Genomic DNA, 12,292 nt, shown 5'->3' on the forward strand with positions numbered 1-12,292 from the left:
ACATAGTTATAGTTCCTTTCCATCTCTTATAGCTTTCTTCATCGCAGAAATCATTGGACCCATCCCACCAAGCCCCTTCAGCGGGGTTAAGATTTTTTTGCCTGCAAACACTCTTTTGGCAATGTTGACGTAATTGCTGCCCGCAACAACCACTATTTCATCATACTTCATTAACCCTTTCTCTTCCACCTGCTTTCTCAATTCCTCAACACCTATCGGGTTCGTCTTGGGATCGTTGAAGGTCACGTTGTAGTCTTCCGGAATCAGCTCATCGGGAGAGAGAAATCCGTATTTTGCCGACAGGATGACATAGTTGTTGGGATAAAATTTTTCAGCGTACTCGATGCACGTTCTGGCGAAAAGGCCGATATAAACATCCTTTGCTTTGGTCGGACCTGCATCAGGATTCTTATGCCATATTTTCATGCTCCCACAGGGAACTACACAAAGCTTCATCTCACCACCTCCGCAATTCTCTCCCCAACCTCCCTCAAACCCAGTTTCGCAAAATATGGTTAAGTGCATAACATCTTAAACTTATTACTCAAGAACTTCTCAATCCAGCCCTTCGCAAAAGATATTGACTCTGTTAACTTTTTGAAAGCTTTAACAATCGTTTCTTTAAGTTCTTCTATATTCAACGGAGATACTTCAGAAACAAACCTTTTAACACTCTTCCAAACGTTTTCAATTGGATTTAAGTCGGGAGAGTAAGGAGGGAGATAAACCAATGCAATATTAAGCTTTTCAGCCTCCTCTCTTACTCTCTTTGCATGATGTGTCCTGAAATTATCGAGAATGATTACGATTCTTTTTTCAGGATTAACATCTCTGATTTTCCTGAGAAAAGATATGAAGTCTTCTGACCTGTTTCTTTCTGAAAACTCTATTACACTCTCTCCGTTCAAGCTATAGAATCCTGAAACCTTAGCTTTAACGTACGTGGCAACCCTTTTAACCGGCTTTCCAAAGCTCCACAGCCTTGCAGTATTTGCATTTGCTTCAACGGCCATTTCATCAACGAATCCTATGACGTCATCGTTGATTTCAGCTTCATCCAGGTTTTTTTAAGGTGTCTTCAGCATTTTCGGGTTTCCTGTAATCTTTCTGGTAGGGTTTAGCGTACTTCATCCTAAAAGATCTGAGAATTCTTCTGACCTGCCATGAGGAATATTTCACCCCAAACTCTGCTTCAATGAGCTCCTGAACTTCTTTTGTTGTCCATTCTCTTTCCTTGAGCATTTCTCTGAGTTCTTCCTTTTGCTCTTCCGTAAGTTTGGAGGGTCTTCCTCCACCAAACTCCGGAATTAAGCCTTCGTAGCCGCTAGAATTCCATCTCTTAAGCCATGCATAGCCCGTAGCTTTAGTAACCCCAACCAAGTCGGCAGCTTCCTCAACACTCATTCCTTTGTGGAGATATCTTATGAAGTACAGTCTTTTAAGAACTCTTGTATCTTTTTCGAGCTTTTTGATCCTTTTATCGAGTTCTTCTGCCGGTAAATGCTTTACAACTTCGTAGATTCGCTTTCTGCCCATGCAACTGGTCTGTTATTTTTAGTATAAATAGTTTTGCTCAGGACAATAATCCACAATTTCAGGCTTGCTCAGCACACCAATCTGCCAGATTAAGGAATCGAGGTGGATCATGTTTATCTCAAGGCCTCTCCCCCTCAGCTCCTCAAGGACTTTACCCCAAAATGTCCTAACATCCTCGTCATCCCTAACGACAACACCAGTTCTTTTCGTAAACTCCCTCACCCTGTAATCCACAGGTATCGGAATCCTCTCAAAGCAGAAGTTGCTCTCTCCAGCCATCAGTAATGCAATACCGAGGCATTTCATCGCGAAGACGATGGTTTTCACACTTCTCTCCTGCCTCATGGTAGCGGCAAGATCATACCATATTCTGAGAAAATTCTCCGTCACCTCTCCTGGCATAGCATTCCACAGCCACTCTGCAAGCCTGCTAGAAAGGAACCTGTTCAGCCTCCTGAGCTTCAGATCCGGAAGCCTCTCGTTGGCGTAGAACTCTGCCAGAATGGATTCTAGCTCTCTTGGAGAGTTGGGGGTATTATTTCTCTTCAAAAGCTCCCTCATCTTCGGCCAGTATGCTACCTCAGCTTTCCCCTTGAGCTGGAAGTCGTTTAATCCAGCAGCGATCATCAGAACCGCAAACCTGCCAAACCCATAGCTTTCAAGGAACTCGCGCATGTGTTTCCATTCCGGCTCTTCTTGGACCACTCTGTCCCAGATTTCTACAGGGATTGCTGAGAGGATGGCAGAAATAGTATAATTCGATTTAACCGAGCTTTGTGGAGTTTCGACTTTTTTCGGCTGAAAAGATGCTTCTACTCTCTCAACTGTCTCCAGTCTCTCAACTCTCAGCTTCAGATTTGAGGTTATCACAAACCTGAATTTCCCGGCATCTATGAGTTTGTTTGCAAACACGATCTTTCCAAGGGATCTGGCGTGAGCCATCTCTCCCTTGCCGATTCCCTTCTCGGAAACAACAACGTCACCATACCAGCTTTTTCTATCACCGTACTTAAGGATGTCCGAGACATCGATGCTCCTGCTTGCTCCTCTCTCACGAGCCTCTTGAATCAGATCTGATATGACATCCAGACGCTTTATCCAGTAATCATCGTATTTGCTTGCCATTATTATCACTCATCATTCAGCACACCCTTATAAAACATACAGGTTCGAACATGTACTCGTACGCAAGCAAAGCTTCTTTCCCCTCTGGCACCACAAATGCAATCCAGCCCTCAATTTCTCCACCCGGCATCAAGTTGACGGTCTTGAACTCCGGAAAAGATTCCGGCAAAACCACGAAAGCTGGCGAATAGCCTGCACCATTGCTGTAGGCTTTGAAGCTGTACTCTGAGATGGGAAGGGAGGTTTTACCCGATGCATACCTGAACTTTACTTTCACGAGCAGATACTCGTAGCCTTCTTCAGCCTCTGGATTGAACATATTGCCTGATTTGATGATCCGGTATGCTTCTTCGCCTTTCATGTAATCCAGGACCGTAATTTCAAAGGTTCCTGAGAGTGTCTTAACCACTGCAGTCTCGTTTATGGATGCGGGGTTTGCGTAGCTACCCTTCGGCTCCTGTGTTTGCGTTTTTACTGGCTCTTTTACTGGTTCTGATGTTTCAGCGGGTTTTGTGGAGGTTTCCGATACACAACCTGTCATTGCGAATCCAAATAAAAAACACACAACAACCAGAACCAGAATTTTGTGGTTTCTCATCCCCGCCACCCCCTCAAGGTTTTTTCTGTCTGCACACCTCCAGCGACATCATGGCTTTTGTTAGACCACAAAATAATTATACTTGTTTACGATAACATCGATAACAATGAAAACATTGAGAGTAGTTCACATCATACCGCTTGGATTTGAAAGATCGATTGTAACCAAAGCCATAAGGAAAATTGGTGGTGAGAAAGTACACATACTCTCGATAGGTCCTGAAAATGCACATCTTCGAGATCCGGATCTTTACAAAAAGCAGCAATATTTCACAAACGCTGTGATAGGTGACCTGAAAAAATTGGGTTATGATGTGGAGTTTCACGATGTTGATCTTTTCGATTTTGAGTCCGTGCTCAGCAAGATTTCTGAGCTGATAGTTCAGGAAAAAATGAGAGGAGCGAGAGTTTACATCAACATATCTGCTTTCGGAAGGTTAGTTGCTGTTGCAGCTTCGCTTGCAGGCTGGTATCACGACTGCATCGTTTACTATGTGGAGCCGGACAGATATTATGAGAACGAGAAAGAGTTTTACGATTATGGGAGGAGCGTCTGCATTGATCCAGAGATACTTGAGCTCCCAAAGATAGAAATAGCAAAGCTATCCGATAAAGAGAGGTTTGCTCTGTCTTTCCTTCTTAAAAGTGATAGGCAGGCAAGAACTTATGAAATTTTAGAAGCACTGGGAGAGGAATTCCAGGAATTCAGGGTTGAGCGTAAAGATCGCAGAGAATATCAGAGGGCAATCAACAAGCTGAACAGACTCGTACTTGACAAGCTGGAATCCGAGGGATACATAGAGAGGGTGAAAGAGGGGAGATATAACAGAATAGTTCTGACCGAAGAAGGGAAGATTATTGCACTGCTCGAGAGTGGTCTGATCAGGCAGTAATCGACTTTTATGACCATAACTATAAGTTGAAAAGCTAGAGGAAACACTCCGGAAATGCCGAATGAAATATACCGAAATAATAATTCATAATCTCTTTCTGCTTCTGAGCTGTCTTAAAATTGTCCTGTCACTATCTGTAAAGCCGAAAACATCTCTCTCATTCGATTCATCTATCTTTTTTTCGTATTCTTTCTCAGCTCTTTCCAGCTCATTTGAAAACATACTGGGGTCGGCTAAAAATACTGCAGTATCTTTGCAGGATCTAATGTATCTGTAGAAAGATGATGGGTTTGCTCTGTGACTCCATCCGTTGATTCCAGCAAGATTTCTTGAGCCGACAACAATTAATTTCTTTTTAGCTCTTGTTACTGCCACGTTTAACCTCCTGTAATCATCAAGAGATATGTGATTTCTGCTATGAACGAAATTCATGATTATAATGTCTTTTTCTCTTCCCTGATAAGAATCAACCGTCCCAATTTAAGGAAAATTGCCAAGAAAGCAAGACACTCGAAAGCCAAACCTGTGAGGATTTTGTCAGGAAAAGCAAAGCCGAGCTCAGAGGCCAGAAAAGTTGCGAGAAAACCCAGGAGTCAGGATTAAGAAAATCTAAAATCGTTAATTCTAATTCGGTATGTTTCTTTTTCATACCTGACTCTCTTGATCAAATTCTTTATGAAACTGGATTGGTTTTGAGAACTTCTACAGCTTCAGCAAATTTCTTTAAATGGGCCTTCTGAAGATTTTTCAGTTCTTTATTCATCCTCTTGTGTGTAACAGCTCTAAACACCCAGCTCCCTCTTCAATTCTCCCCAATCAACATGCTCTCCTTTTAACGATTCTTCTTTCAGCTTCCTGATCTCCTGTAATTCTTGCTCAGAAACTTTTTCTGAGGGGATTATCAGTTCTTCAAGTAGCTCAAGTTTTTCTCTTATCTTCTTGACTTCGCTGTAAATTTCCTGTAAGAGTGTATCATTCACAGTATTATTCATAATCTCACCAGTATTTATTTTGTTGTTGCAGAGGGTATATAATTTGCCAACTCAAACAGTCTTCTTTCAAGGAAGATTATTTTGAGTGTGTTGTTGGATCCTAAATCTGTCAAAGAAACCATTATAAAAGTTTTAAACAAAAAAGATGACATGGCTTACTGGCTCTGCATAACAACTTCTAAAAACTGGAACGTAATAAAGCAGAAAACATCTGGGGAGTTCCCGAACGCCATAAAAACACAATAGCAAAAGTCAAACCCGGAGACAAACTTCTGATCTACCTCAAACAGGAGAGAGATAAGGACAAAGTTGTGGAACCCCGAATTGTGGCTGTTTATGAAGCAGTATCAGAAGTCTTCAAAGACAGCAAGAAAATCTTCAAAACCCCTGAAGGGATGGGCAACGAAAGCTTTCCTCTGAGAATTAAACTCAAGCCTGTGAAGATCTTTGATGAGCCTGTTGAGTTCAAACCACTAATTCCAAAGCTAAAATTCATCAAAAACAAGCAGAAGTGGACGGGACACTTAATGGGGAAGGCAATTAGGGAGATTCCTGTAAGGATTACAAGCTGATTACGGGTTCAAATTCCTGACAGTTTCTTCAGCAACTTCTTCTGATTACGGTAAAAACCTATATCATCCATCAGCCCACTAACAGACATGAACATATATCGAGCTAACCCCGGAATTGGTCGAATACATCGAAAGCAAGGCGAAAAGCAGGAAATACAAGAGTAGGAGCGACTGTAAATAAAATAGTGTGAAGCAGGATGGGAAGAGAGAAGCAGCTAAAGAAGAAAAAGCTTCGTCGTCCCAGTGTAGCCTCACTAGTTACAATTCATTAAATACATATCGATTAAAATTAATTTGGGAGTATTACCGAAAGCATAAATCGTAAACTTTATATTCATATTTGAGTGCTATAAGAGTAGTAAGTGAGTACAAAAAGGTGAAGAGAATGGGTGGAAGATACAAACGAGTACAAGTGATGCTATCGAATGAGCAATACAATTTGATAAAACTAATAAGAAAAAAATTAGGTTTAAGTAGTGATTCAGAGACAGTTAAAGTCATTGTTTTCTCTTGGCTTGCTGAAAAATCTATTATCTCGGCATTTATTAAGGACGAAATATTATTAGGTGATGAAAATGAAAAACAACAAAGAGATTAAAAAAAGATATGGACAATATTTCACTCCATCTTATGTTGCCGATTTTATGGTATCGCTTATATCTAAACCAAAAAATACACTAATTTTAGATCCTTGTGCTGGCACAGGAATATTTCCTATCTCATTACGCAAAGCAGGTTTTAAAAATATAGTAGCATACGAAATAGATGAAACTCTTCCAAACCATTCTGAAATCGAAATACTTCGAAGAGATTTCCTTAAGCTAAAACCCAATGAACAGTTCGATGTTATTATAGGAAATCCACCCTATGTTCGATGGAGGAACATACCCACTGAATGGAAAGAGTTGTTTAAAAAATCAAAATATTGGTCTGCTATAATGAACGGATTATCTGACCTTACATATGCCTTTATATATCACAGTATTAACATGCTAAAAGAGAATGGCGAACTTATTTTTATTACACCAGTATTTTGGACTCAGACTGTCCATGGAGCTAGATTGAGGGACTATCTCACCAAATATGGTCATGTTGAAGTCCTTATAAATCTTAATGAGATGAAAATATTCAAAGAAGTATCTTCAACCATTATTATATTCAAATACATAAAAAAGAAAGTTGAAAAACCTATAAAAATTATAAATCTCCACACAAAAGATAAACTTACAGTAAATCATCTGAAAAAGGTCAAACTACTCATCGAAACACTTAAAGGTGAAGAAAGTTACATCCAAGAAGGAGTATACAAAGCATTTGTTCATGAACAGTTTAGAGATGGCGACCCTTGGAAACCGGTGCCTAAGATACAGATAAATCCATTATTTAGCTTTGAGTATTCTCCTATCCTACACTTTAGAAGGATTTCATTATTAGGATCTCTGGCAGACATAGGCAATGGCATGGTTAGTGGTCTCGATAAGGCATTTTCATTAGAAAATATAGACATTAAAAAACTAACGCCAGAAGAAAGAGAAAAAATAATATATGTTTATAAAGCTCGTAACTTAGATAGATTAATACCAAAAACAGATCCAGTACCTTATTTATTTGTCAATGATATAAATGATGAAGAAATTTTTAAAGAACTTTATCCTAATTTTTACAATAAATTAATAAGCTTTAAAGAAAAACTACTTAAAAGATATAATTACGGTATTGAGATTCCTTGGTGGCATTGGGTATTCTTGAGAAATAAACATTTACTTGAAAAATACAATGAGAAAATCTTTGTACCAAGCAAAGAGAGATATGACTCTAAAGGGTATTTCCGCTTCGCGTACGTGGAGGGACCATATTATGCAACACAGGATGTTACAACAATCTGCATTAAAAATACTGTGAGAGAAGGAATAAAATATATACTGGCTCTTCTAAACTCAGAACCTTATCAAGAATATATATTATATAAAGGCTTTTCTCGTGGAGGGGTTTTTGACTTCTCAGAAAGACCTCTTGCGGATATACCAATAGTGAGGATAGACTGGAACAACTCAAAAGAAGTAAAACTTTATAATGATATCGTGGCCATTGTCGATACCATAATTATGAATAAAAGTTATAATAGATATATAGATGAACTTAATCAGCTAGTTGATAAATTATTACAGATAACACTAAATTAAAAATTTTTAAAATCAATATCAAACCATATAATCAAATAATGTTTTTTTATTTCTGTATTTTTTTATGAGGGTTCTTAGTGTGTTTAAAGTTTCTTCTATCGAGGCAGTCCTCCTATCAACAAACTCAACCCACCTCTTGTTAAATTCTTCAGCTAACGATTCGATGAATGTTAGTTTATCTTGACTCTCCAACTCAACCATATCTTTTACGTGCCATTGGATCTGAATGGCTGCATCAAAATTTATTGTTGGAATCTTTTTAACATCCAATCTGAAAAAATCTTTTATGTATATTTCTTCAATAGAAGCATAACCACTTGATTGACGGTAGTAAATACCAATGAACCAAAGATTAACTTTATCTATAATACTTGGTTTAGTCTCAAGTATGTCTTTCATATAATCTATTATCCTTTTTGCTGAAATTATATTGGGGTCTCTACTTGGTCGATCTAAATTATGCGATTTTACATTTATCGCTACTATATCATTTATATTGTCTACCAAATCGTTACCATAGAACAAAATTATGTCGGCTATACTCTGTTGATAAGCGGGTGGATCGTTCTGGTTAAGAGCATGCTGGTTAAAAGCATGATTTAACTGATTTCTGGAAATCATGTAGTTACTAGTCCCCCACCAAGTATCTCTTATAATCCTCTCAATTTGTGAATTGCTATGCCCTTTTTCTTTGAGTTCGCGAACCACTTCTAAAAGATATTCCTCTTGGAGAAACGTTTTAAAACCACACTCATTAAGCTTATTTTTAGTCCATTCCTCGAAGGGTAGACCACTAGCACTTCCACTAGCTCTTGACATTATAGCCACGTCATTTACCACTTGACCTTTCGCAGTGCTTAAGCAGGATTCTACCATTCTTCTAATTTCTAGTAAATTCATGTCAAACACCTATGCTGTGTATGTTGATTGTTTTTTAGATTTACCTTGTTTTTATATTTAACTATACTTAACTTAAGACATTCCTAGCTAAACAACAACCAACCCAACTCTAACACTTCTCGCAACATTAATAATAAAAATCATGAACATCCTACAAAAGCTACCATTTTCTTCACCTCAAAACATCAAACTTCCTCTTATCCTTTTTGAAGTTAAGCAATATAGGACAAAAGGGATTTAGTTCTTTGTTTGGATTATGAAAACATAGGTTTAACTATATTTCCCTCTCAAACCTGTTATACTGTTTTTTGAGTAGTAGTTATGAAGGTACTCCAAAATATATTTAGCCCTAATCCTTCCAATAATAATCCATGAAGTATTGGCTCTGCATAACAACTGAAGAGAACTGGAGAGTGATCAAAGACAAAAACATCTGGGGTGTGCCGGAAAGGCATAAAAGCACAATTGCAAGGGTTAAACCTGGAGATAAACTTCTAATTTACCTCAAACAGGAGAGAGAAAAAAAAGTTTTAGTACCCCGAATTGTAGCTGTTTATGAAGCAGTATCAGAGGTTTTCAGAGACAGCAAGAAGATATTCAAAACCCCTGCAGGAATGGGCAACGAAACTTTCCCTCTGAGGATTAAACTAAAGCCAGTTAGAATCTTTGATGAGCCTGTTGAGTTCAAACCACTCATTCCAAAGCTAAAATTCGTCAAAAACAAAAAGAAGTGGACGGGACACTTAATGGGGAAGGCAGTGAGGGAGATTCCTGAGGAGGACTATAAACTCATAGTGGATTCGGCATGACCAGAAAGGGTGAAATCTACAAGAAATTAAAAAACAACCCAAAGAACGTTCGATTCGAAGATCTCTGTAAAGCTGCAGAGCTTTTCGGTTTCAAATTTAGAGGTGGAAAGGGTAGTCACAGAGTGTATGTCAGAGAGGGAGTTAAAGAAATCCTGAACTTTCAGAATGTTAAAGGCAAAGCCAAGCCATATCAGGTAAAGCAACTTTTAAAAGTGATCGAGAAGTATAATTTGCTTGAGGAGGATTAATATGTACAGATACACGATTGAAATCTTCTACAGCGAGGAGGATGAAGGGTACATCGCTGTTGTGCCAGAACTACCGGGATGTTCTGCTTTTGGTGATACAGAAGAAGAAGCTCTAAAGGAAATCAAGACCGCAATCGAGCTGTGGATTGAAACCGCCAAGAAAGAAGGAAGGGAGATTCCAAAACCAATGGGTAAGGAATTGCTTAAGGCCGTTATGGAAAATATAAAGGCCCGGGTGGTTTGATGGGTGAAGTTGTAGGTGTAACCTATCCAATCCCCAGACAGTACATGAACAGGTTCTTTAAGGGTAAAGACGTATTTGTAAAACCAGCAACAGTCTGGAAGCAGCTCAAGCCGGGAATAAAGTTTGTATTCTACCAATCTCATGAAGATACGGGATTTGTTGGTGAAGCAAAGATAAAAAGAATAATACTGCAAGAAGATCCGATGAAGTTCTTTGAGGTTTACGGAGATAGAATTTTCTTAACTAAAGAAGAGCTGAAAGAATACATTAAATCTCAGGAACGCTGGAAATCTGGATGGAAAAGCAGAGGAAAGGAAAAGAAAAAACTATGGTTGGCTATTGAGCTTGAAGATATCAAGAAATACGAGAAACAGTCAAGCCAAAGAGGTTTGTGCCGGTTTGAGGGCAGTATTTGAGAGAATGAGAGCTCCCAGCCTCTTTAAACATTCAATTTTACTCATTCCTGTGGTGGTTTGTACTGCTCTTTTCATACTTCAGCCGGAATTGGGACGATCACCGGATCTTTTAACAGAATATATTTCCAATTTCGTTCACTACGATTTAGACCGCTTTTTGGGCAATGTTTTAGCATACTTGATTTTTTCATATCTGTCCTTTAACTTGCTGGTAAAACTGGGACAGGAAAGGTTGTTCTGGGTGTCGTTTGCAGTGTTTTTTATATTAATTCCGCCAACCGTCACGCTTGTTAAATTAGAGACAATAGGTTTTTCTGGAATAGTCTCAGCGTTAGTTGGCCTGTATGCGTTTTCTGTAGCGCTGAATTTATACCAGAAATCCAAGGGATGCAAGTTTTCGTTCTTTTTCGTTTTTCTTCTCGGGGTTTCAGTTGTGGCATTTACTTACGGCGGTTATGTAATCAGAATTCTGGTTTCGATTTTGACTGTCATCGCATTTTTCTATGTATTTCAAAATCTAAAACCAAAAAGCAGCGATATTATGATTCTCCTATTGTTTCTCGCTCCATATCTGATGGCTATAGTCGGGTTGTTTCCAGTATCGATTGTAACTGATGGTGGTTTCATAAATATCTGGGCGCACTATGCTGGTATCTTTCTGGGATACTGGATTCCACTGGTGTTGTGGTATCTTTTTACAAGGAGACCAATCAAAAACTTGAAGATGAGTTTATCTTGAAATGCAGAATAATGGCTTCCGTAAAAGGAATCCTGATTGTGTTACTGCCATTGCTCGCCCTGGCACAGTAGGATGTTAACAGACCAAGGAAAATCAGCATCCAGTTCTACCACCATCCCCCATTCCAACAGCTACTCCCACATTTTCAAAGACTCTTGTGCCAAAACAAACTCCTCTTTCCGAAAGCATAACAATCCAGCCCGGCAAGAACTACACGGCAAAGGTCGTTTTATGTTGTGGATGGTGACACAGTTGATGTAATCCTTGAGGACGGAACTAGGGAAAGAATCAGAGTTCTTGGAATAGACACTCCTGAAACAGATGCTGAAGGAAACAGCCGAAGAGTACGACGATATATCCGACCTGCAGTATCTTGCAGTCTGGGGAAGGAAGGCTGAGGACAGTGCGAGAGAGCTGCTTGAGGGTAAGCAGGTTGTCATTCAGACTGATGAAAGGGCATGTCTCAGGGATGTTTACGGCAGGCTCCTTGCATACATTTACATTGATGGCAAAGACTTCGGGTGCGATAATGATAGCAGAGGGATATGCAAGATACTACTGCGAGGCTGAATTTTCGAAGAGGGATTACTACAGCCAGCTTGAGGAAAAAGCAAGAGTGAACAGAGCCTGGCTGTGGAACTACTCACCACCCGAACTCAGGATTCTCGCCGTCAATTACGACGCCTGCGGATGACAGGGAATGCCTGAATGATAAGTATGTGGTGATAGTCAATTCCGGTAAATCTCCTGCCTCACTTTACAGCTGGAAGATTCAGGATGAGCCCAGAAAATACTACATTTTCCCAGACATGATCTTTGATCACGGAGAGTAGATTGTTCTTCATACGGGATACGGGAATGGCAACTCCACGGACCTCTTCTAGAACTCCGGCAAGCCTGTGTGGACCAACGATCACGACATTGCATACCTCTATAACCAAGAGGGGGAGCTGGTGGACAGCTGTTCGTGGTAAATGTTTAGAAATTTGGAAAAATAGTCCTGCCTTGTTATGACCAATTTAATCTCTTGAATTTCTG

At 39.4% G+C, this 12,292-nt stretch carries 18 protein-coding genes and 1 pseudogene; 11 read left to right on the top strand and 8 right to left on the bottom strand.

Annotated features, from left to right (window positions below):
- Positions 1-6 precede the first annotated feature (6 nt).
- The 4 genes from ASULF_RS06710 to ASULF_RS06730 all read right to left on the bottom strand — a co-directional run bounded on the left by ASULF_RS06710 (position 7) and on the right by ASULF_RS06730 (position 3,259).
- Positions 7-456 carry a DUF6884 domain-containing protein gene (locus ASULF_RS06710; protein WP_015590952.1) on the bottom strand — a complete coding sequence of 150 codons (450 nt, stop codon included), beginning with the start codon at positions 454-456 and terminating at the stop codon, positions 7-9.
- A gap of 59 nt (positions 457-515) precedes the next feature.
- A protein-coding gene (locus ASULF_RS11530) for an IS630 family transposase (protein ID WP_144060501.1) occupies positions 516-1,536 on the bottom strand; the annotation gives its coding sequence in 2 pieces (ribosomal slippage) (positions 516-1,067 and positions 1,069-1,536; 1,020 coding nt in all).
- Between the two features lie 18 nt (positions 1,537-1,554).
- Complete coding sequence (locus ASULF_RS06725; RefSeq protein ID WP_015590955.1) at positions 1,555-2,661, bottom strand: DUF7664 domain-containing protein; 1,107 nt, start codon at positions 2,659-2,661, stop codon at positions 1,555-1,557.
- A gap of 16 nt (positions 2,662-2,677) precedes the next feature.
- Entirely contained in the window at positions 2,678-3,259 is a 582-nt protein-coding gene (locus ASULF_RS06730; protein ID WP_015590956.1) for a DUF4352 domain-containing protein, read from the bottom strand.
- Between the two features lie 106 nt (positions 3,260-3,365).
- Between ASULF_RS06730 and ASULF_RS06735 the strand changes: the two genes are divergently transcribed.
- Positions 3,366-4,151 carry an HFX_2341 family transcriptional regulator domain-containing protein gene (locus ASULF_RS06735; RefSeq protein WP_015590957.1) on the top strand — a complete coding sequence of 262 codons (786 nt, stop codon included), beginning with the start codon at positions 3,366-3,368 and terminating at the stop codon, positions 4,149-4,151.
- Positions 4,152-4,235: 84 nt separating this feature from the next.
- Here the strand turns inward: ASULF_RS06735 and ASULF_RS06740 are convergent, their stop codons facing one another.
- Positions 4,236-4,583, bottom strand: coding sequence for an AAA domain-containing protein (locus tag ASULF_RS06740; RefSeq protein ID WP_048098161.1), 348 nt, complete (start codon positions 4,581-4,583; stop codon positions 4,236-4,238).
- Positions 4,584-4,933: 350 nt separating this feature from the next.
- On the bottom strand, positions 4,934-5,143 hold the full coding sequence (locus tag ASULF_RS06750) for a hypothetical protein (protein ID WP_015590960.1): 210 nt from the start codon (positions 5,141-5,143) through the stop codon (positions 4,934-4,936).
- A 150-nt stretch (positions 5,144-5,293) separates the two neighbouring features.
- Here ASULF_RS06750 and ASULF_RS06755 point away from each other — a divergent pair.
- The 3 genes and pseudogenes from ASULF_RS06755 (at position 5,294) to ASULF_RS06765 (ending at position 7,898) form a co-directional block, all read left to right on the top strand.
- Positions 5,294-5,735, top strand: a pseudogene (locus ASULF_RS06755) (EVE domain-containing protein).
- Positions 5,736-6,100: 365 nt separating this feature from the next.
- Positions 6,101-6,313, top strand: coding sequence for a hypothetical protein (locus ASULF_RS06760; RefSeq protein WP_015590962.1), 213 nt, complete (start codon positions 6,101-6,103; stop codon positions 6,311-6,313).
- Positions 6,291-7,898, top strand: coding sequence for an Eco57I restriction-modification methylase domain-containing protein (locus ASULF_RS06765; protein ID WP_015590963.1), 1,608 nt, complete (start codon positions 6,291-6,293; stop codon positions 7,896-7,898). Before ASULF_RS06760 ends, ASULF_RS06765 begins: the two co-directional genes overlap by 23 nt.
- 18 nt (positions 7,899-7,916) lie before the next feature.
- Here ASULF_RS06765 and ASULF_RS06770 read toward each other — a convergent pair whose 3' ends face one another.
- Positions 7,917-8,798 carry a HincII family type II restriction endonuclease gene (locus tag ASULF_RS06770; protein WP_015590964.1) on the bottom strand — a complete coding sequence of 294 codons (882 nt, stop codon included), beginning with the start codon at positions 8,796-8,798 and terminating at the stop codon, positions 7,917-7,919.
- Between the two features lie 371 nt (positions 8,799-9,169).
- On the opposite strand from ASULF_RS06770, the gene ASULF_RS06775 reads away from it, so the two are divergent.
- The 7 genes from ASULF_RS06775 to ASULF_RS12315 all read left to right on the top strand — a co-directional run bounded on the left by ASULF_RS06775 (position 9,170) and on the right by ASULF_RS12315 (position 11,948).
- On the top strand, positions 9,170-9,607 hold the full coding sequence (locus ASULF_RS06775; RefSeq protein ID WP_015590965.1) for an EVE domain-containing protein: 438 nt from the start codon (positions 9,170-9,172) through the stop codon (positions 9,605-9,607).
- Complete coding sequence (locus tag ASULF_RS06780) at positions 9,604-9,855, top strand: type II toxin-antitoxin system HicA family toxin (RefSeq protein WP_015590966.1); 252 nt, start codon at positions 9,604-9,606, stop codon at positions 9,853-9,855. The genes ASULF_RS06775 and ASULF_RS06780 overlap by 4 nt, the downstream gene beginning before the upstream one ends.
- Before the next feature lies 1 nt (position 9,856).
- Positions 9,857-10,099 (top strand): type II toxin-antitoxin system HicB family antitoxin, encoded by a 243-nt coding sequence (locus ASULF_RS06785; protein ID WP_015590967.1) that lies wholly within the window; start codon positions 9,857-9,859, stop codon positions 10,097-10,099.
- Entirely contained in the window at positions 10,099-10,515 is a 417-nt protein-coding gene (locus tag ASULF_RS06790; protein ID WP_015590968.1) for a DUF365 domain-containing protein, read from the top strand. The genes ASULF_RS06785 and ASULF_RS06790 overlap by 1 nt, the downstream gene beginning before the upstream one ends.
- Positions 10,499-11,254 (top strand): hypothetical protein, encoded by a 756-nt coding sequence (locus ASULF_RS06795; protein ID WP_144060503.1) that lies wholly within the window; start codon positions 10,499-10,501, stop codon positions 11,252-11,254. Before ASULF_RS06790 ends, ASULF_RS06795 begins: the two co-directional genes overlap by 17 nt.
- Positions 11,255-11,575: 321 nt before the next feature.
- On the top strand, positions 11,576-11,824 hold the full coding sequence (locus tag ASULF_RS11330) for a thermonuclease family protein (protein WP_015590971.1): 249 nt from the start codon (positions 11,576-11,578) through the stop codon (positions 11,822-11,824).
- Entirely contained in the window at positions 11,784-11,948 is a 165-nt protein-coding gene (locus ASULF_RS12315; RefSeq protein WP_015590972.1) for a hypothetical protein, read from the top strand. Before ASULF_RS11330 ends, ASULF_RS12315 begins: the two co-directional genes overlap by 41 nt.
- Positions 11,949-12,006: 58 nt before the next feature.
- Here the strand turns inward: ASULF_RS12315 and ASULF_RS11990 are convergent, their stop codons facing one another.
- Entirely contained in the window at positions 12,007-12,171 is a 165-nt protein-coding gene (locus ASULF_RS11990; RefSeq protein ID WP_169336396.1) for a hypothetical protein, read from the bottom strand.
- Positions 12,172-12,292 lie beyond the last annotated feature (121 nt).

Origin of the sequence: Archaeoglobus sulfaticallidus PM70-1 (assembly GCF_000385565.1) — an archaeon.
In the GTDB taxonomy this organism is placed as follows: Archaea; Halobacteriota; Archaeoglobi; order Archaeoglobales; family Archaeoglobaceae; genus Archaeoglobus_A; species Archaeoglobus_A sulfaticallidus.